This window comes from Streptomyces sp. BYX5S, from assembly GCF_054724165.1.
In genome coordinates, this window is record NZ_CM138829.1 from 710,621 (window position 1) to 727,606 (window position 16,986).

General features: G+C 70.7%; 18 protein-coding genes and 1 pseudogene. 10 read left to right on the forward strand and 9 right to left on the reverse strand.

The window, feature by feature from the left end:
- Window position 1: 1 nt before the first annotated feature.
- Complete coding sequence (locus tag ACYBSK_RS03235; RefSeq protein WP_457475298.1) at window positions 2-676, reverse strand: NUDIX domain-containing protein; 675 nt, start codon at window positions 674-676, stop codon at window positions 2-4.
- Entirely contained in the window at window positions 673-1,056 is a 384-nt protein-coding gene (locus ACYBSK_RS03240) for a DUF4406 domain-containing protein (RefSeq protein WP_460245103.1), read from the reverse strand. Before ACYBSK_RS03240 ends, ACYBSK_RS03235 begins: the two co-directional genes overlap by 4 nt.
- Window positions 1,057-1,104: 48 nt before the next feature.
- Between ACYBSK_RS03240 and ACYBSK_RS03245 the strand changes: the two genes are divergently transcribed.
- A complete protein-coding gene (locus ACYBSK_RS03245; protein ID WP_460245104.1) occupies window positions 1,105-1,863 on the forward strand; it encodes a DeoR/GlpR family DNA-binding transcription regulator in 759 nt (252 codons plus the stop codon).
- 794 nt (window positions 1,864-2,657) lie between these two features.
- Window positions 2,658-3,743 carry a dipeptidase gene (locus tag ACYBSK_RS03250; protein WP_460245105.1) on the forward strand — a complete coding sequence of 362 codons (1,086 nt, stop codon included), beginning with the start codon at window positions 2,658-2,660 and terminating at the stop codon, window positions 3,741-3,743.
- A 7-nt stretch (window positions 3,744-3,750) separates the two neighbouring features.
- Here the strand turns inward: ACYBSK_RS03250 and ACYBSK_RS03255 are convergent, their stop codons facing one another.
- Both ACYBSK_RS03255 and ACYBSK_RS03260 read right to left on the reverse strand, forming a co-directional pair.
- Window positions 3,751-4,140 carry a VOC family protein gene (locus ACYBSK_RS03255; protein WP_460245106.1) on the reverse strand — a complete coding sequence of 130 codons (390 nt, stop codon included), beginning with the start codon at window positions 4,138-4,140 and terminating at the stop codon, window positions 3,751-3,753.
- A 72-nt stretch (window positions 4,141-4,212) separates the two neighbouring features.
- Entirely contained in the window at window positions 4,213-4,578 is a 366-nt protein-coding gene (locus ACYBSK_RS03260) for a VOC family protein (protein ID WP_457475303.1), read from the reverse strand.
- 87 nt (window positions 4,579-4,665) lie between these two features.
- On the opposite strand from ACYBSK_RS03260, the gene ACYBSK_RS03265 reads away from it, so the two are divergent.
- On the forward strand, window positions 4,666-5,169 hold the full coding sequence (locus ACYBSK_RS03265; RefSeq protein WP_460245107.1) for a CGNR zinc finger domain-containing protein: 504 nt from the start codon (window positions 4,666-4,668) through the stop codon (window positions 5,167-5,169).
- A 14-nt stretch (window positions 5,170-5,183) separates the two neighbouring features.
- Here ACYBSK_RS03265 and ACYBSK_RS03270 read toward each other — a convergent pair whose 3' ends face one another.
- The gene (locus ACYBSK_RS03270) at window positions 5,184-6,509 is read right to left on the reverse strand and encodes a UDP-glucose dehydrogenase family protein (RefSeq protein WP_460245108.1); all 1,326 of its coding nucleotides are present in this window, start codon (window positions 6,507-6,509) and stop codon (window positions 5,184-5,186) included.
- A 192-nt stretch (window positions 6,510-6,701) separates the two neighbouring features.
- Here ACYBSK_RS03270 and ACYBSK_RS03275 point away from each other — a divergent pair, with 192 nt between their 5' ends.
- Entirely contained in the window at window positions 6,702-7,859 is a 1,158-nt protein-coding gene (locus ACYBSK_RS03275; RefSeq protein WP_457475306.1) for an acyl-CoA dehydrogenase family protein, read from the forward strand.
- 199 nt (window positions 7,860-8,058) lie between these two features.
- On the opposite strand, the gene ACYBSK_RS03280 is transcribed toward ACYBSK_RS03275, so the two are convergent.
- Complete coding sequence (locus tag ACYBSK_RS03280) at window positions 8,059-9,240, reverse strand: tyrosine-type recombinase/integrase (RefSeq protein ID WP_460245109.1); 1,182 nt, start codon at window positions 9,238-9,240, stop codon at window positions 8,059-8,061.
- Window positions 9,241-9,374: 134 nt separating this feature from the next.
- Between ACYBSK_RS03280 and ACYBSK_RS03285 the strand changes: the two genes are divergently transcribed.
- The 5 genes and pseudogenes from ACYBSK_RS03285 (at window position 9,375) to ACYBSK_RS03305 (ending at window position 13,499) form a co-directional block, all read left to right on the forward strand.
- Entirely contained in the window at window positions 9,375-9,917 is a 543-nt protein-coding gene (locus tag ACYBSK_RS03285; protein WP_460245110.1) for a hypothetical protein, read from the forward strand.
- 207 nt (window positions 9,918-10,124) lie between these two features.
- Window positions 10,125-11,360, forward strand: a pseudogene (locus ACYBSK_RS03290) (IS3 family transposase).
- Between the two features lie 269 nt (window positions 11,361-11,629).
- A complete protein-coding gene (locus ACYBSK_RS03295; RefSeq protein ID WP_460245111.1) occupies window positions 11,630-11,848 on the forward strand; it encodes a hypothetical protein in 219 nt (72 codons plus the stop codon).
- Complete coding sequence (locus ACYBSK_RS03300; protein WP_460245112.1) at window positions 11,845-12,822, forward strand: WXG100 family type VII secretion target; 978 nt, start codon at window positions 11,845-11,847, stop codon at window positions 12,820-12,822. Before ACYBSK_RS03295 ends, ACYBSK_RS03300 begins: the two co-directional genes overlap by 4 nt.
- Window positions 12,819-13,499 carry a hypothetical protein gene (locus ACYBSK_RS03305; RefSeq protein ID WP_460245113.1) on the forward strand — a complete coding sequence of 227 codons (681 nt, stop codon included), beginning with the start codon at window positions 12,819-12,821 and terminating at the stop codon, window positions 13,497-13,499. Before ACYBSK_RS03300 ends, ACYBSK_RS03305 begins: the two co-directional genes overlap by 4 nt.
- On the opposite strand, the gene ACYBSK_RS03310 is transcribed toward ACYBSK_RS03305, so the two are convergent.
- Genes ACYBSK_RS03310 through ACYBSK_RS03320 form a run of 3 tightly spaced genes read right to left on the reverse strand, consistent with a single transcriptional unit; the run spans window position 13,500 to window position 16,278 of the window.
- Window positions 13,500-14,237, reverse strand: coding sequence for an SAM-dependent methyltransferase (locus tag ACYBSK_RS03310; protein ID WP_457475308.1), 738 nt, complete (start codon window positions 14,235-14,237; stop codon window positions 13,500-13,502).
- A 12-nt stretch (window positions 14,238-14,249) separates the two neighbouring features.
- Window positions 14,250-15,008 carry an SDR family NAD(P)-dependent oxidoreductase gene (locus tag ACYBSK_RS03315; protein ID WP_460245114.1) on the reverse strand — a complete coding sequence of 253 codons (759 nt, stop codon included), beginning with the start codon at window positions 15,006-15,008 and terminating at the stop codon, window positions 14,250-14,252.
- 7 nt (window positions 15,009-15,015) lie between these two features.
- Window positions 15,016-16,278: an LCP family protein gene (locus ACYBSK_RS03320; protein WP_457475310.1), complete on the reverse strand. Its 1,263-nt coding sequence runs from the start codon at window positions 16,276-16,278 to the stop codon at window positions 15,016-15,018.
- A 108-nt stretch (window positions 16,279-16,386) separates the two neighbouring features.
- Here ACYBSK_RS03320 and ACYBSK_RS03325 point away from each other — a divergent pair, with 108 nt between their 5' ends.
- Window positions 16,387-16,926, forward strand: coding sequence for an acyl-CoA thioesterase (locus tag ACYBSK_RS03325; protein ID WP_460245115.1), 540 nt, complete (start codon window positions 16,387-16,389; stop codon window positions 16,924-16,926).
- Window positions 16,927-16,986: the final 60 nt, after the last annotated feature.

Genomic DNA, 16,986 nt, shown 5'->3' on the forward strand with positions numbered 1-16,986 from the left:
TTCAGGGGGTGGGCCGCGCGGCGAACGGGCCGTGCAGCGCCGCCCATTGGAGCAGCATGATCGTCTTGCCGTCGGTGATGCGGCCGTCGCGGGTCATGGCGAGGGCCTCGGCGTAGGGGAGTTCGAGGACCTCGATGTCCTCGCCGTCCTCCGCGAGGCCGCCGCCCGCGCCCGTCCGGTCGGCCGGGGTGTAGGGCGCCGCGAAGAAGTGCAGGCGCTCGGTCACGGACCCCGGACTCATGTAGGCGTCGAGGACGTGGGTGAGCGGGCCGAGTTCGACACCCAGTTCCTCCGCGCTCTCGCGGCGGATCGCGGTGTCCGGATCGTCCGCGTCGAGCAGCCCCGCCGCGGCCTCGACGAGCATGCCGTCGGGGTGGTCGTTCACATAGGCCGGGTAGCGGAACTGGCGTGTGAGCAGGACGACGCCGCGCTCCGTGTCGTAGGGCAGGACCACCGCGCCGTTGCCCCGGTCGTACGTCTCCCGCTGCTGCGTCTCCCAACGGCCGTCGCGGCGGCGGTAGTCGAAGGTGGTGCGGCGCAGGACGTGCCAGCCCTGCGAGGTGAGTTCGACGTCGCCGATCCGTACGTCCGGATTGCGGTCGAGGTCGCGTCCGGCCCGGTCGAGTCCCGTGCGGCCGCGGTGGTCGGGGACGTCGATGCCGGGGCGGCCGGTCACGCGGTCTCCTGCGGAGTGCGCCGGGGGATCTCGCTCACGTCGTGGTAGACGGGCAGGCCGCGGCGGCGGGCGGTGGCGACGTCCTGGTCCGCGCCGGTGGAGTCGCCGGGCAGCCGCAGCACGGCGTCGCAGTGGGCGAGCAGCCGGTCGGCGGTCGGGTAGAGCACGTCCTCGGCGAGCGGGTCGGTGGGGCCCGCGCCCGCGGAGTGCAGCACCGGCAGGGCTATCCACTCCCCGATCACGGGCAGGTGGCCGGCCGAGAACACGGGCCACGCGGCGCTCTCCAGACGGGCGAGATTGGCGGCGAGCGCCTCCGGGCTGCCGTCGGTGCCGGAACGGTAGGGGCCGGCGATCAGAATCATCAGGGGCTTGTCGTTCATGAACGCTAAGATACATGCAAAAACGTGCAACATCAGGAAGGAACGTGAATGCTGGCTGCTGAGCGACGCGACCACCTGCTCGATCTGCTCGCCCGTACGGGCAAGGTCGTGGCCAAGGACGTCGCCGCCGAGCTGGGGATCTCCGAGGACAGCGTGCGCCGTGATCTGCGCGATCTCGCCGCCGAAGGGCTGTGCCAGCGGGTGTACGGGGGTGCGCTGCCCGCCTCCCCGGCGGTCGTGGACTACGACGCGCGGCAGGCGGTGGCGCCGGACGGCAAACGGCAGGTCGCGGCGGTGGCGGCGGGGCTCGTGCGGCCCGGGGGCTCGGTGATCCTCGACGGCGGTACGACGGCGCTCGCCGTGGCCCGCGCGCTGCCGAAGGACCTCGACTGCACGGTGATCACGCACAGTCCGACGATCGCCGCGGCGCTGCTCGACCATCCCGGGGCGGAGCTGTTCCTGCTGGGCGGGCGGATCTTCAAGCATTCGGCGGTCGCGTGCGGGGCGGCGGCGGTCGAGGCCGCGCAGAACGTCTCCGCCGACCTGTGCCTGCTCGGGGTCACCGGGGTGCATCCCGAGGCGGGGCTCACCACGGGGGATGCGGAGGAGGCGGCGATGAAGAGGGCGTTGGCTGCGCGGGCGGCGGAGACGTACATCCTCGCGTCGTCGGAGAAGATCGGCACGGCGTCCCGCTTCCGCGTTCTGCCGTGGGAGGCGATCACGGCGCTGATCACGGACGCGCCGTCCGCGACCCCCACCCTCACGGACCTCACCGCCGCGGGTGTCCGCGTCCTCCCACAACCCTGACGCTCCGCGGCTCGGGGGGCAGGGGGCGTTCCCTACGCCTCGGGGCTCCGCCCCGGCCCCCGCTGCTCAATCGCCGCAGGGGCTTGAGGGGGCGTGTCTCATCCGCTCGGGGGCGTGGGCCGGTCCTACGCCGTAGAGGCTTGATGGGGTCGGTCTCACCCGCTTGGTGGCGCCGGTCGTTTCCTACGCCTCGGGGCTCCGCCCCGGCCCCCGCTGCTCAATCGCCGCAGGGGCTTGAGGGGGCGTGTCTCATCCGCTCGGGAACGTGGGCCGGTCCTACGCCGCAGGGGCTTGACGGGGCCGGTCTCACCCGCTTGGTGGCGCCGGTCGTTCCCTACGCCTCGGGGCTCCGCCCCGGCCCCCGCTGCTCAATCGCCGCAGGGGCTTGATGGGGTGCCGGTACCCGCTGTCTCTCCCCGCCCATCTCCCACCCACCCGCCCCCTCCGGGGGCGTCGGCCTCCCGGGGTGCCGCACCCCGCCCCCGGCCATCCGCCGCCACCCCGGCTCTCGCACCCCGCAGGGCTGCCGCACCCCGCCTTGGGCAATCTGCCGCCAGGGGCGGCAGGGTGGGCAAGGCGGCGCACGGTGCCGCGCCAGGCAGAGGGGGGACCGGCCCCGGTTCGGCAAAAGGGGACCCCGGTGCCGCGGCACGTGAGGAGGGGCCCGCCCCGGACCGCCGGGGACGCGCAACCACACACCCGCCCACCCGAACGGCACCGCTCGCCGAGACCCCCGCCGCCCCCCGTGCCAGGCTGGTTCGGAAGCAGTCCCACCGATGCCCGGAGCCCCTGCCATGGCAGACCTGCAGGACCAACTCAACGCCACCGCCGAGGCAGGCGCCCTGGAATCCCACACCGAGGCGCCCGCCCGGGAGACCCTTCCCACCCCGCCCCGCGACCTCCTCACCCGCCACCCCGTCGCCGACGGCTACTGCGGCCTCCCGCAGGTGCTCCGTACGCTCCCCTGGTACGACCTGGAGCTCGGCGAGAGCGCCGTCGAGGCCGACCTGCCCCGCCTGCGCGCGGGCGGCACCGGCGCCCAGTTGTGGGCACCCCACACCGCCCCGGACGCCCCGGTCACCACGACGCTGGAACAGCTCGACCTGATCGCCAACGTCGTCGCCCGCCACCCGGAGGACCTCCGCCTCGCCCGCTCCGCCTCCGACACCACCGACGCCCGCGCCCACGGCCGTATCGCCGTCCTGATGGGCCCGGCCCCCGCCACGGCCATGGCGGACTCCCTCGGCACCCTGCGCTGCCTGCACGGCCTCGGCCTGCGCGCCCTCACCCTGAGCGGCACGTCATGGGCGTCGGAAGCGGGCCTCACCCGCTTCGGCGAGGAGGTCGTACGGGAGCTGAACCGGCTCGGCATGCTCGTCGACCTCACCGGCGCCTCCGCGCCGACCATCACCCGCGCGTTCGACGTCTCGAAGGCCCCCGCCGTCCTGACCCGCTCGGGTGCCCACGCCCTGAACGACCACCCCGACAACGTCCCGGACGACGTCCTCGCGGCGCTCGGCGCGAACAAGGGCCTGTGCCTCGTGCCGTGCTCGGCGGAGCGCACCGGCCCCGCCCTGCGCGACGTCGCCGACCACCTCGACCACGTGCACCGCGTCGCGGGCCCCGAGTCGGTCGGCCTGTCGGGCGCGTACGACACCGGGGACACACACCCCGACGACCTCGCCGACGCCGCCGGCTACCCGGCCCTGATCGCGGAACTCCAGGACCGGGGCTGGACCGACACCGACCTCGCCCTGCTCACCTGGGGCAACGTCCAGCGCGTGCTGCGCAGCACGGAGTTCGTGGCCCGCGCCGCACGCCGGCGCCGCGGCCCGTCCACCGCCACCCCCGACAGCCGCCCCGGTTCCCCGAACGCGTAGGCCCCGCTCACTGCCCCGCGTCCGGACGGATCAGGCAGAACGGGTGCCCCGCCGGATCCGCGTACACCCGGAAGTCGCGCTCCCCACCCCGGTCGTCCAGGTCGAGCGCGGTCGCGCCGAGGGCGAGGACCTTCTCCTGCGCGGCCTCGATGTCGTCCACGTCGAGGTCGAGGTGGAGCTGCTGCGAGTCGTGGTCGGCGGCCGGCCACCGCGGCGGCTTGTGGTCCGGCACGCGCTGGAAGGAGAGCTGCTGCCCGCCGGGCACGTGCAGGTTGTACCAGTACCCCTTGCCCTCGTAGTTCTCGATGTCGCCGCCGAGCACGGCCGCGTAGAACTCGGCGAGCGCGACGGGGTCGGGGCAGTCGAAGGCGATGGTGCCGATTCTCGCGAAGGCCATGACGACTCCTTGGTGCTCAGGACTCAGGGGTGAAGTTTCCGGGCTCAGCGCGCACCGCGCACCGCGCAGCGTTCAGCAGGCGCAGAGGCAGAACGGGTGCCCCGCCGGGTCCGCGTAAACCCGGAAGCTGCGCGCGCGGTCCTCCGCGTCCAGCACCGTGGCCCCCAGCGCCAGCACCTCCTTCTCGGCCGTGTCCAGGTCCTCCACGGTCAGGTCGAGGTGGAACTGCTGCGAGTCGTGGTCGGCGGCCGGCCAGGAAGGCGCCGCGTACCCCGGCGCCTTCTGGAACGCGAGCGCGTGGCCGCCCGGCGCCTCCACGTCGACCCAGTCCTCCTCCGCGCCCGTGACGGTGCCGCCGAGCACGGCGGCGTAGAAATCGGCCAGCTCGCGCGGGCGCGGACAGTCCAGGACGACGACTCCGAGTTGTGCGACGGGCATGATGCCTCCTCGTGTTACCCCTATACGGGGTCAACCGGTAACTTCGGCGTTACTGGATGCTCCCGCATTGGGGGTAACGTCGCAAGCATGAATGCCCGCCAGACCCCGCCCGGCGGCCTCGCCCTGATCGAGGCACTGGTGAACACGCTGCTCGACATCACCACCGGCGAGGACGCGCTGGACCGGGCCGAGGCGCGCGAGCGGTTCGGCATCGCGGCGGGCGAGGTCGACGCGGCGCGGGAGCTGCGCGAGTCGCTGCGCGCGGCCTGCCTCGCCCACGCGGGCCACCCGCCGCACCGCGCCGTGACCCCGCTGAGCGAGCTGCTCGCCCCGGTCCCGCTGCGGGTGGCCGTCGACGAGCGGGACGGCGCGGCGAGTCTGGTCCCGGTCGACGCCGAGTCCCTGGCCGGACGGGTCGCGGCGGCCATCGCCGAGGCGCGCGGCGACGGTACCTGGACCCGGCTCAAGGCCTGCGAGGCCGCCGACTGCCACTGGGCGTACTACGACCGGAGCCCCGCCGGCCGCCGTCGCTGGTGCGACATGGCGGTCTGCGGGGCCCGTGCGAAGATGCGGCGCTACCGCGCCAGGTGACGGCCGAGGAGGGCTCAGGCGTTCGGGCGTCCCATCGCCCGGTACGTCCATCCGGCGGCCCGCCACATCGTGCTGTCCAGCGCGTTGCGGCCGTCCAGGATCACGGGGTTCGCGGCGGCCTTGGCCAGCTCCGCCGGGTCCAGCTCGCGGAACTCGCGCCACTCGGTGAGGTGCAGCACGATGTCCGCGCCGCGCACCGCCTCAAGGGCCGAGTCCGCGTAGCCGAGGGTCGGGAACAGGCGCCGCGCGTTCTCCATGCCCTTCGGGTCGTAGACGGTGACCTGACCGCCCTGGAGGTGGATCTGCCCGGCGACGTTGAGGGCGGGGGAGTCGCGTACGTCGTCGGAGTCCGGCTTGAACGTCGCGCCGAGGACGGCGACCCGCTTGCCCAGGAACGCGCCGCCGCCGAGGGCCTCGCGCGCCATCTCGACCATCGCGCCGCGGCGCCGCATGTTGATCGAGTCGATCTCGCGCAGGAACGTCAGCGCCTGGTCCGCGCCCAGCTCACCGGCGCGCGCCATGAACGCGCGGATGTCCTTCGGCAGACAGCCGCCGCCGAAGCCGATCCCGGCGCGCAGGAACTTGTGGCCGATCCGCTCGTCGTGGCCGATGGCCTCGGCGAGCTTCGCGACGTCGCCGCCGCCCGCCTCGCAGACCTCGGCCATGGCGTTGATGAAGGAGATCTTCGTGGCGAGGAAGGAGTTCGCCGACGTCTTCACCAGCTCGGCCGTCGGGTAGTCCGTCACGATGAACGGCGTGCCCTCGGCGAGCGGCTTCGCGTACACCTCGCGCAGCAGCTCCTCGGCCCGCTCGCTGGTCACGCCGACCACGATGCGGTCCGGGTGCAGCGTGTCGTTCACGGCGAAGCCCTCGCGCAGGAACTCCGGGTTCCACGCCAACTCCGCGTGCTCCGGCAGCAGTTCGGTGAGCCGGGCCGCCGAGCCGACCGGCACGGTCGACTTGCCGACGACGAGCGCGCCCTCCTTCAGGTGCGGCCCGAGCGAGGCGAAGGCGGCGTCGACGTAGGACATGTCACAGGCGTACTCGCCGTGCTTCTGCGGCGTGTTCACGCACACGAAGTGCACGTCGCCGAACGCGCCGGCCTCGGCGAAGTCCATCGTGAAGCGCAGCCGGCCGCTCGATCCCTCGATGCCCGCGACGTGCTTGCGCAGCAGCTCCTCCAGACCCGGCTCGTACATCGGGACCTCGCCCCGCGTGAGCATGTCGATCTTCTCGGGCACGACGTCCAGGCCGAGCACCTCGAAGCCGAGTTCGGCCATGGCTGCGGCGTGGGTCGCGCCGAGGTAGCCGGTGCCGATCACGGTGATCTTGAGGGCCATAACGGGGGCTCCAGAGGTGTGGGTGCTTCAGGGCGCTGCCGAGCATAGCCGTGGCATGTGGAGGCCCCTCACCGGGCAACTTCCCAGTTGTCGCACAGCTCACGTATCCGCCGGTGTGGGTGGCGACCTAAGATTCGGGTTACTTAACGGTAATTAGCATCGGTAAAAGCGTGGCTTGGAGCGTGAGAGACCTTGGCCGGATCGGCTGACTTCGACCTGTACCGCCCGTCCGAGGAGCACGACATGCTCCGCGAGACGATCCGCGCGCTGGCCGAGGCGAAGATCGCCCCGCACGCCGCCGCGGTGGACGAGGAGGCGCGCTTCCCGCGCGAGGCGCTCGACGCGCTCGTGGCCGCGGACCTGCACGCGGTGCACGTCCCGGAGGAGTACGGCGGCGCGGGCGCCGACGCGCTCGCCACGGTCATCGTGATCGAGGAGGTGGCGCGCGCCTGCTGCTCGTCCTCCCTGATCCCCGCCGTGAACAAGCTCGGCTCGCTCCCCGTGATCCTCTCCGGCTCCGAGGAGCTGAAGAAGAAGTACATGGCGCCGCTGGCCAAGGGCGAGGGCATGTTCTCGTACTGCCTCAGCGAGCCGGACGCGGGCTCCGACGCGGCGGGCATGAAGACCCGCGCGGTGCGCGACGGCGACTCCTGGGTCCTCAACGGTGTGAAGCGCTGGATCACCAACGCCGGCGAGTCCGAGTTCTACACGGTGATGGCCGTCACCGACCCGGAGAAGCGCTCGAAGGGCATCTCCGCCTTCGTCGTCGAGAAGTCCGACGAGGGCGTCTCCTTCGGCGCCCCGGAGAAGAAGCTCGGCATCAAGGGCTCGCCGACCCGCGAGGTCTACCTCGACAACGTGCGCATCCCCGCCGACCGCATGATCGGCGCCGAGGGCACCGGCTTCGCCACGGCGATGAAGACCCTCGACCACACCCGCATCACCATCGCCGCCCAGGCGCTCGGTGTCGCGCAGGGCGCCCTCGACTACGCCAAGGGCTACGTCCAGGAGCGCAAGCAGTTCGGCAAGCCGATCGGCGACTTCCAGGGCATCCAGTTCATGCTCGCGGACATGGCCATGAAGATCGCCGCCGCCCGCCAGCTCACCTACGCCGCCGCCGCGGCCTCGGAGCGCGGCGACAAGGACCTCACCTTCCAGGGCGCCGCCGCCAAGTGCTTCGCCTCGGACGTCGCCATGGAGGTCACCACGGACGCCGTCCAGCTCCTCGGTGGCTACGGCTACACCCGTGACTACCCGGTCGAGCGCATGATGCGCGACGCCAAGATTACGCAGATTTATGAGGGCACGAATCAGGTGCAGCGGATCGTGATGGCAAGGAACCTTCCGTAGCAGGGTTTTTGCAGGTCACAAGCTGTTTGGCGACATGGCGAGCGAGCCTTCGGCTTCCCGCCCGTTGCAGCCCGATCAAGGGCGTTCATGGGCGTCATCCTTGGGAAATCCTGGGGGAGTTGGACCCCTGGCATAGCCACTTACCTGCGAAAACAACACAGCCCCCGGCGCGATGCCGGGGGCTGTTGTCGTACGTGGTTCAGGCGACCTCTGGCGCCTCTTTCTCCGTGGGGTCGTCGGCGCCCGGAGTCAGCATGGTCGCGATGGCAGCCCGGCCGCGCTGCTCGGCCCCCTCGAAGATGTAGTGGTAGTGCTCCCTGAGCACGTCGGTGCTGCTGTGGCCCATCCAGTCGGCTACGTCGTTCTCGGGGACTCCGGAGTACAGGAGGCGCGATCCGTAGTAGTGCCGGAGAGAGTGAGGCTTGCAGTAGGGCACCCCGCCCTTCTTCAGCGCCACCATCCAAATCCTTGGGTAGAAGTACGACGCGTAGAGATAGTTGGTGCGCGTGACGTTGGGGAACAGGAGTCTGTCCGGCCCCCATACGTCGTGATTTTTGATGTGCCGCCGCAGCTCGAAGGCGACGTTGGGCGGGAGCGGCACAAGGCGCCCCGGCTCTTCCTCATCCCGGGCCTTGATGTGCCGCCGCTGGATCGCACTGTTCTTGCCGGATTCGGTCTCGCCGTCCTCGGTGATCTGGAAGTCCACGCGCAGCGTCTCGGTCTTGAAGTCGATCTGATCCCGGGCAACGGCCATGGCTTCACCGAGCCTCAGCCCACACCCCGCCATGAGCCACATCATTGCCCGGTACCTGGGCGGGCAGCCGTCCAGCATCGCCAGGACCTCACGGGTCGTCAGGCGAGTTGCCTTGCTCTTGTGCTCGCGGATCTCCTTGGCGCGGCTGCCCGCGTGCCGGATCTTCTTGCACGGGTTGCGGCCGATGATCTCGTTGATCACGGCCCAGTCCATCATTCCGGAGAAGTACGAGAACCGCTGACGCCGGGTGCGAGCTGACAGCTTGCGATCCTGCTCCATCCACAACAACCACTGCTCAATGTCCGCGACCTCGAGGGACACGATGGACCGGGCATTGAAGAAGGGCTCAACGGTCGTGTTGAGGATGGATCGGTACTGCTTCTTGGTGCTGTTGGTCAGCTTCCGCTGACACATCCACTGCTCCCAGACGGCCGTCACAGGCTGCTTGCCCAGCCGGTCGTCCAAGTACGTGCCCCCTTCGAGCTCTTGCTCCTTCCGCTTGCGGTGATCGTCGGCACGCTTCCTCGTGTCGAAGCTCTTCTGCCTTTGCTTGCCGTCCGGGTGGTACCAGAACGTCGTCCACTTCTTCGGATCGTCCTTGGGTCGCGTCACCCACGCCCTTGCCACAGGCTTCCCCTCCCGCCGATGACGCACGGACCGCCCGGCGCCTCGCCGGTTACCCGGCGCGCTTCAGTCTGCGCATGGTCCACCCTGGGTTGTCAACACAGAGTGGGTCACCCAGGGTGGTGTACCGTGAGGGCATGCGAGCAGACGAGAGCGGCTTTGAGATCGAGCAGCAGCAAGGAGGGTGGACGATCCGGATGTGGTGGCCGACTGGGCCTGTGACCGGTGGCCCTCAGCGCATCGCCATCGAGCCGACCGCTGACGCACCCCCCGGTGACGTAGCGCGGGGCATCTCGACCACTGTGCTGCGCAGGCTCGACCTCGCCGCAGCACTCAAGCTGGCCAAGATGGCGCCGGAGGCACAAAGCGTCTTGGGCGATGAGGCTCGGAAACACACACAGTCGGGGGAGGCGGCAGGGCTGCTACTGGCCAACGAAGGCGTCTCGGAGCGCTACTTGGCTCTGCTCGCAGCCACGTACAAGGGTATGGCTGACGTGGGGGCGGTGGCTCCCGTGCGGCAGTTGGCCAGGCTGATCGAGAGGCAGCCCGAGACGGTGAAGGACCACTTGAAGAAGGCTAGGCGTGACGGCTACCTCAGCGCGGTTACTGGAAAGGCCGGAGGAGAGTTGACCGAGAAGGCAACGAGCGTTCTGGAGTCCATGTCAGGCGACGATTCGTAGTTGTGGCGACCGCCCCGATAACCGTTTGAAAAGGCCCCCGAGACTCCTCGGGGGCGCTTCTGTTTCTGGAGGAGAAATTGACCAAGCTGATGACTGTTGGTGACGTGGCCAACTACTCCAACAGGCCTCGGTCTTGGGTCTATGGGAACTGGAGGGGGGAAGCGGTCCGGGTCTGGTGGAGGCTCGATTCCCTGAGAGGATCGAGTCATGGCACGTCCGTCCCCCTATCCGCCCGAGCTTCGTGAGCGTGCGGTGCGCATGGTCACGGAGATCCGCCCCAACTACCCAACCGACTGGGCCGCACCACCCAACCGAGTGGGCCGCGGTGAAGGCGACTGCGGCGAAGCTGGGCATTGGTGCAGCTGAGACGGTGCGGACGTGGGTCCGCAAGGCCGAGGTCGACGTCGGCCGGCGGTCCGGCACCACGTCCGACGAGACCGCGGAGATCAAGCGTCTGAAAGCGGAGAACGCCGAACTGCGGCGGGCCAACGAGATCCTCAAGGCGGCATCCGCTTTCTTCGCGGCCGAGCTCGACCGGCCGTCAAAGCGCTCGTAGCGTTCATCGACGCCCATCGCGGGGTGTTCGGAGTCGAGCCGATCTGCCGAGTCCTGACCAGCCACGGACTCAAGATCGCGACGAGCACCTATTACGCGGCCAGGAACCGTGCTCCCAGCACCCGGACACTGCGCGACGCGGAGCTGAAGAGGCAGATCAGCCGCGTCCACGCGGACGATTTCAGCGTCTACGGAGTTCGGAAGGTCTGGCGTCAACTGCACCGCGAAGGCATACCGGCGGCCCTGCGCGCCGTCCCCCGGCTGATGCACGTCCTCGGCCTGGAGGGCGCCCGACGCGGAAAGAAGATCCGCACCACCATCCGGGACGACGGCCATGAGCGGGCTGTCGACCTGCTGCAACGCGACTTCACTGCATCCCGCCCGAACGAGCGGTGGGTGGCCGACTTCACCTACGTTGCCACCTGGTTGGGGACCGTCTGCGTGGCGTTCGTCGTGGACGTGTTCTCCCGGGCGATCGTGGGCTGGTCCGCCGCCACCAGCAAGCGGACCATGCTCGTCCTCGACGCTCTCGACATGTCCTTGTGGCGTCGGGGCCGTGCCGGAACTCCCGCTGGTCCGAGGCTGGTTCGTCATTCGGATGCGGGCAGCCAGTGCACGTCTTTCGCGTTCACCGCCCACCTCCTCGAGGTCGGCATCGACGCCTCGAGCGGCACCGTCGGAGACGTCCTGGACAACGCCCTCATGGAATCCCAGATCGGCCCCTACGAAACTGAGTTGGCAGACGTCGAACTCGCCACCGCTGAATGGGTCGACTGGTTCGACAACCAGCGCCTCCACACCGCCACCGGCGACCTTCCGCCCCACGAACACGAGACCAACTACTACGCTCGACATCAGCTCCAACCGGCGGCTGGAGTCAACACATAGAGACTCCATCGATCCCGAAGCGCTTCACCCCGGCCGCGTGCGGGAGTGTCCTTCGCGTTTGCGGCGCCGGCCCGGGGCTCATCCGTCTTTCCTTCCCCATGGGGGAACTTTTAGCTCCGCATTACGCGTCACATACGCAGGAAGTGGAGTCAGGGGAAAGGGGAGCCCCCGTGCCTGGAGCGGGATTTGACGTCGAAAGCGAGGTGCTCCGGCGTTATGCGGACGCGGCCGAGCAGAGCGCCGACCGAATGCGCCGCATTCGTCAGAGAATGTCCGAGCTCGATCTGTCGGACGGGGTGTTCGGGCAACTTCCGGAGGCCAACGCGCTGCGCGCCGACTACCTCGACAAGAAGCGGCAGGCCGAGGAGGACATGGGCGACGCCGCCGGGACCCTTGAATCCATCGCCGAGGCCGCCCGCTCCACCGGTGACGGCTACGACGGTACCGAGGAGTCCAACGCGCACACCGTGGGCGGTGGGGGCCGATGAGTATCGGGCAGGCCGCGAGCAGCGCCCTCGACCGCGTCAGCTGGACCCTCGACTGGGCCAACCCGCTGGCCGCCACCATGGACGAGGTCATCAAGGGGGTTCTGGGCCAGCTCGGCGTCGACGACTGGTTCGACTGGGTCACCGGCGAGAGCGACACGCTCCTGCGGACCGCCGGTGAGTGGCGCACCTGCGCCAAGGAGATCCAGGACATCCTGTCCGACCTTGAGGCCGAGCGCAGGACCGTCGAGCGGGCGTGGACCGGTGAGGCCGCCCAGGGCTTCTCCCGCACGCTGACGGAGTACGAACAGGCCCTGCGCGGCGAGGCCGAGGACTGCGTCACCATTGCCGAGCTGCTGGAACAGGCGGCGGAGGCCTGCAAGATCGCCGAGCAGGCGATGGAGGAACTGCTCGTCGAACTGGTGGAGGTGGTCCTCGCCTCGCTTGCCACCACCGCGGTGCTGTCCCTGCTCACCGCCGGTGCGGCCGCCGCGATCGGCCCGGTCGCCGCGGCCGCGGGCGCCGCCACCAAGGCTGCCAAGGCGACCCGAATCGCCGGCAAGCTGGCGACACAGTTGGAGGACCTCGCCAAGCGGACCCAACTGCTGGCCAAGGCGTCCAGGCTCCGCCGCTATCTGCGCAACGCGGACAAGGACACCATCAAGGACTGGAAGAAGGCCAAGTGGCGCATCGCCGGTGACCTCGCCCGCGGCAACCGCCCCGACGCCTCCGACGTCGCCCAGTTCATGGCGGTGCAGGGCGTCAAGACGGGCGTCAAGGGCGTCCTCGGCGTCGACCCCGCAGGCGCCGTCACCGGTGCCATGGTGGAGGGCTCTCCGGCCTACGCGGAGGAGCGCGTCGAGTACGCGACCCGGCCCGACTCGCGCACCTTCGACGACCGGATGGAACAGCAGCAGGAAGCCCCCCGGACCCAGGGGGCCGCCCAGGACAAGCCAGTGAGGGACGTCTTCGGATGACGGGAACGAACCACCAGCCCATGCGCGTGCAGGACCGGTTGTTGCGGGCGGTGAAGGAGTGGCTCGCGCCCGTGGACGCCAAGGAGACCGCGGGCCGGGCCAAGGAGCTCGCTCTGGGGGTGCTGCCGGCCGGTGAGCGCGCCGGGGCGTCCGCGGCGCACCTCGTCCAGGTCGACTCGCAGGTGCCGCGGCCCCCGGCCCGGTTGCGTCCGAACGCCTTCGACGGGGCGCCGGGGCTGCTGACGCGGGCCGGGGAGATCGACGACCGGCTGTTCCGGCTGAACCCCGTCAACGCTCTCGTCCGGGGCGGCAAGGAGCGCGAGGCGATGCGCGGTGACTGGGAGTCGCTCGCGGGGCTGCTGGTCCGCGCCCTCGTGCCGCGCAAGCTGGAGAACCCCGGCCACGTCCTGGTGGCGGCCGCCGACGCGTACCACCTCGTGCGGGTCGAGGGCCGGATCGCGCGCGGCGAGGTCGGTCCGCGCGCCGAGTTGGCCTGGTCGCTGCCGCGCACCGCGCTGACCTGGGTGCGCAGCCGCAACGACATCAAGCACAACACCCACGAGCTGGGCTTCGGCGACGGCTCCTGGACGACCGTCCTGTTCACCAGCGACGGATCGCACGCGGTCGGCCGCACCTTCCCGCGGCGCCTGCCGTACAGCGCCCCGCGCCCGGCGTAGTCAGGGCCGCGTCCGGCGCAGCACCAGGCAGGCGAAGCCGAAGGAGGGGCGGTAGTCGCGCAGCCATTCGGTGCGGCGCTGGGCGGTCAGGTCCAGGAGGTCGGTGGCGTCGGGGTGGTCGGGGTGGTCGAGTGCCCAGTTCGCGACGGAGCCGAGCCAGGTCCACTCGTACGCGTCCAGCTCGTGGCGGGTGCTGAGGTGGGCCGCGACCGGGGTCCAGCCCGCCTCAGCGATCCGGTCGAGGGTGGTCGGCAGGTCGGCGAAGTCGCCGAGCACGTTCACGGCCGCGGGGGACGGTGCGGACTCCCAGTAGCCGTCGCCGATCAGGACCCGGCCGCCCGGCGCCAGATGCGCGCGCGCCGCGTCGAGCGTGGGGAGCAGGCCGCCGAAGGCGTGCGCGGCGCCGACGCTGAGCACGGTGTCGTACGGCTGCTCCGGCGCGAAGTCCTCGGCCGCCGTCAGGTGCAGTGTGAGCCGGTCCGCCACCCCGGCGGCCTCGGCGCGGGCGCGGGCCTCGGCCAGGGAGACCTCGGACAGGTCGACGCCGTCGGCGCGCGCGTCCGGATGCGCGGTGAGCGCCCGCAGCAGCCATTCGGCGGGGCCGCAGCCGAGGTCGAGGACGCGTTCGTCGCCGCGCGGCAGGGCGTGCCGCAGCAGTGCGCGTACGGAGTCGTCGCCGAGCGGGGCCTTGACGGGGTGGTCGGTGTGGGCGATGCGGGAGATCTCTTCGCTGTGCACGGGCGCAGCGTGTCAGGGGCGGGGCCCCGCCGCATCACCTTTACGCACCTCTCCTGGACGCACTTCCGGGAGCGCCGCGAGGTAGCCGCCGTCCACGGGGAGGCAGACGCCGTTGACGTAACTGGACGAGGGGCCCGTCAGGAAGGCGACGACGGCGGCGATCTCGTCGGGGGAGCAGAGCCGGCCGAGCGGGTAGTCGGCCTCGACACGGGCGCGGGCGGCCGGTTCGCGCCAGCGGTGGGCGTTGCGCTCGACGGGTACGAAGCCGGGCTCGACGACGTTGGTGCGCACGCCCAGCGGCCCCCACTCGGTGGCCGCCGCGCGGGCGAGGGCGCCGAGGCCCGCCTTGGCGACGGCGTACGGGGCGCAGCCGGGCACGGCGCCGTGCGCGTGCACCGAGCCGACGAGGACCACGGACGCGGGACCCTCGCCCTTGCGCCGCACCAGCTCGGCGGCGGCCTGCCAGGCGGAGACGAGCCCGACGTCGAGGACCGTGTGCCACTGCGACGGGCTCAACTCGCCGAGTGGAGAACGGAGTTCGTGCAGCAGTGCGTGCACGAGGACGGAGGGCGGTTCGGGTGCGGCGTCGAAGGCCCGCGCGAGGGCGCCTGGTTCGGTGGCGTCGGCCACCAACGCCGCCTCCACGCACGGCAGTTGACGTACCGTCGGGTTCAGGTCGACGGCGATCACACGTGTGCCGCCGGCGGCGAGCCGGGCCGTGACGGCCCGTCCCACGCCACCGGCGGCACCGAGGACGAGTGCGGTGGTCACGGCGACGTCAGTCGCTCGTCACCGTCACCTTCTCGTCGTTGTTGAACTGGTCGACGAGCTGCTTGACCTTGGCCTTGTCCCACAGCAGGTTGCCGCCGACCGAGCCGGACGTCGGCATGTTCATCGACTTGCCGTCGCCGCCGTTGACCGACTTCATCGCCAGGAACATCTTGCCGAGGTCCCACAGGCCCATGTCCTTGTCGACGACGAGGGAGTCGAGGCCCGCGCCCATCGTCGGGTACAGCGAGAACGGGTTCAGGACCGTCGAGGGCGAGGACACCTTGTGCGCGAGCGCCGCGAGGAACTGCTGCTGGTTCTTGGTGCGCTGGAGGTCGGACTGGGCGAAGGCGTGCCGCGTACGGACGAAGGCGAGGGCCTGCTGGCCGTCCAGGGTCTGCTTGCCCGCCTTGAAGTCGGCCCCGGACCACTTGTCCTTGAAGCCCTCCTTCAGGTTCATCTCGACGCCGCCGACCGCGTCCACGATGCTCGCGAAGCCGCCGAAGCCGATCTCCGCGTAGTGGTCGATGTGCAGCCCGGTGTTGGCCTCGACCGTGCGCACGAGCAGCTCGGGGCCGTCCTCCGCGTACGCGGCGTTCAGCTTCACCTGGCGGCCGGTGCCCGGGTAGAGCTTGCCGGACTCGGCACCCTTGAAGCTCGGGATCGTGACGTTCGAGTCGCGCGGCAGCGAGACGAGGGTGTCGCCGGCGCTGCCCACGTGCAGGATCATCATCGTGTCCGTGCGCTTGCCCTCGGCGGAGCCGGTGTGCAGCTTCTTCTTGTCCTCGGCGGACATGCCCTCACGGCTGTCGGTGCCGACGATCAGGTAGTTCGTGCCGTCCCCGGCCTCGGGCCGCTCGATGACCTTCGACAGGTCGACGTCGCGGTTCAGCTTCGAGTCGGCCCAGAAGTACGTGCCGACCGACGTGACGAGGAGCACGACGACCACGGTGATGACGGTCAGCTTGATGCGCCGTCCCCAGTTGGGCCGGCGCGCGGGGCGGCCGGACGGCGGCCCGTAGTCGCCGCCGCCGTCGCCGAAACCGGGCCCCCGGTCCCCGCGGCTCGGCTGCCCGTAGACCTGGCCCGTGTTGTACCCGCTGTCGTACGACGGCTCGTCGTACGCGGGGGGCGGCGGCTGCTGGGGCACGGGGCGCTGTACGTGCCGCATGACGCGGGCGCCCTCCGGGCGCGCGCTGCCGCTGCCGCGGCCGTATCCGCCGCGGCCTGCGCCGCCCTGCCTGTCGCCTCGCCCGTCGGGCCAATCATTCATAGAGGTCAGTGTGCAGTGCGCGAGAGCGTGCCTTACAAGCCCTGAAGAGAAATCGCACCAGTGCTGTTGCAGAGCTAACACAATCGACGCGCGCATATGGTTGGTGGCATGACAGACCAGGCCCACGGCGCGGAGACGGACATTCCCGGCAAGCCGACGTCCGCTTCCCGCACGACGTTGTCCCACATCATGACCCACAACGACACCAACCTCCTGGGTACGGTGCACGGCGGCGTGATCATGAAACTGGTGGACGACGCGGCGGGCGCCGTGGCCGGCCGGCACTCGGGCGGACCCGCGGTGACGGCCTCCATGGACGAGATGGCGTTCCTGGAGCCGGTGCGCGTCGGTGACCTGGTGCACGTGAAGGCGCAGGTGAACTGGACGGGGCGCACGTCGATGGAGGTGGGCGTGCGGGTGCTCGCCGAGCGCTGGAACGAGTCGACCCCCGCGCAGCAGGTCGGCTCGGCCTACCTCGTCTTCGCCGCGGTCGACGCCGACGGCAAGCCCCGCACGGTCCCCCCGGTCCTCCCCGAGACCGACCGCGACCGCCGCCGCCACCAGGAAGCCCAAATCCGCCGCCAACACCGCCTGGCCCGCCGCCGCGCCATCAAGGAACTCCGCCAATCAAGCCCCTCCGGCGATTGAGGAGAGTCACCGGCCCGGCCCGATCAAGCCCCTCCGGCGATTGAGGAGCGGGGCCCGGGG

What these genes read in the sequence shown, in the direction of transcription:
- ACYBSK_RS03240 (WP_460245103.1), bottom strand. Translation starts at nt 1,056, where the DNA reads ATGAACGACAAGCCCCTGATGATTCTGATCGCCGGCCCCTACCGTTCC.
- ACYBSK_RS03245 (WP_460245104.1), top strand. Translation starts at nt 1,105, where the DNA reads ATGCTGGCTGCTGAGCGACGCGACCACCTGCTCGATCTGCTCGCCCGT.
- ACYBSK_RS03250 (WP_460245105.1), top strand. Translation starts at nt 2,658, where the DNA reads ATGGCAGACCTGCAGGACCAACTCAACGCCACCGCCGAGGCAGGCGCC.
- ACYBSK_RS03255 (WP_460245106.1), bottom strand. Translation starts at nt 4,140, where the DNA reads ATGGCCTTCGCGAGAATCGGCACCATCGCCTTCGACTGCCCCGACCCC.
- ACYBSK_RS03260 (WP_457475303.1), bottom strand. Translation starts at nt 4,578, where the DNA reads ATGCCCGTCGCACAACTCGGAGTCGTCGTCCTGGACTGTCCGCGCCCG.
- ACYBSK_RS03265 (WP_460245107.1), top strand. Translation starts at nt 4,666, where the DNA reads ATGAATGCCCGCCAGACCCCGCCCGGCGGCCTCGCCCTGATCGAGGCA.
- ACYBSK_RS03270 (WP_460245108.1), bottom strand. Translation starts at nt 6,509, where the DNA reads ATGGCCCTCAAGATCACCGTGATCGGCACCGGCTACCTCGGCGCGACC.
- ACYBSK_RS03285 (WP_460245110.1), top strand. Translation starts at nt 9,375, where the DNA reads ATGCGAGCAGACGAGAGCGGCTTTGAGATCGAGCAGCAGCAAGGAGGG.
- ACYBSK_RS03295 (WP_460245111.1), top strand. Translation starts at nt 11,630, where the DNA reads ATGTCCGAGCTCGATCTGTCGGACGGGGTGTTCGGGCAACTTCCGGAG.
- ACYBSK_RS03300 (WP_460245112.1), top strand. Translation starts at nt 11,845, where the DNA reads ATGAGTATCGGGCAGGCCGCGAGCAGCGCCCTCGACCGCGTCAGCTGG.
- ACYBSK_RS03305 (WP_460245113.1), top strand. Translation starts at nt 12,819, where the DNA reads ATGACGGGAACGAACCACCAGCCCATGCGCGTGCAGGACCGGTTGTTG.
- ACYBSK_RS03320 (WP_457475310.1), bottom strand. Translation starts at nt 16,278, where the DNA reads ATGAATGATTGGCCCGACGGGCGAGGCGACAGGCAGGGCGGCGCAGGC.
- ACYBSK_RS03325 (WP_460245115.1), top strand. Translation starts at nt 16,387, where the DNA reads ATGACAGACCAGGCCCACGGCGCGGAGACGGACATTCCCGGCAAGCCG.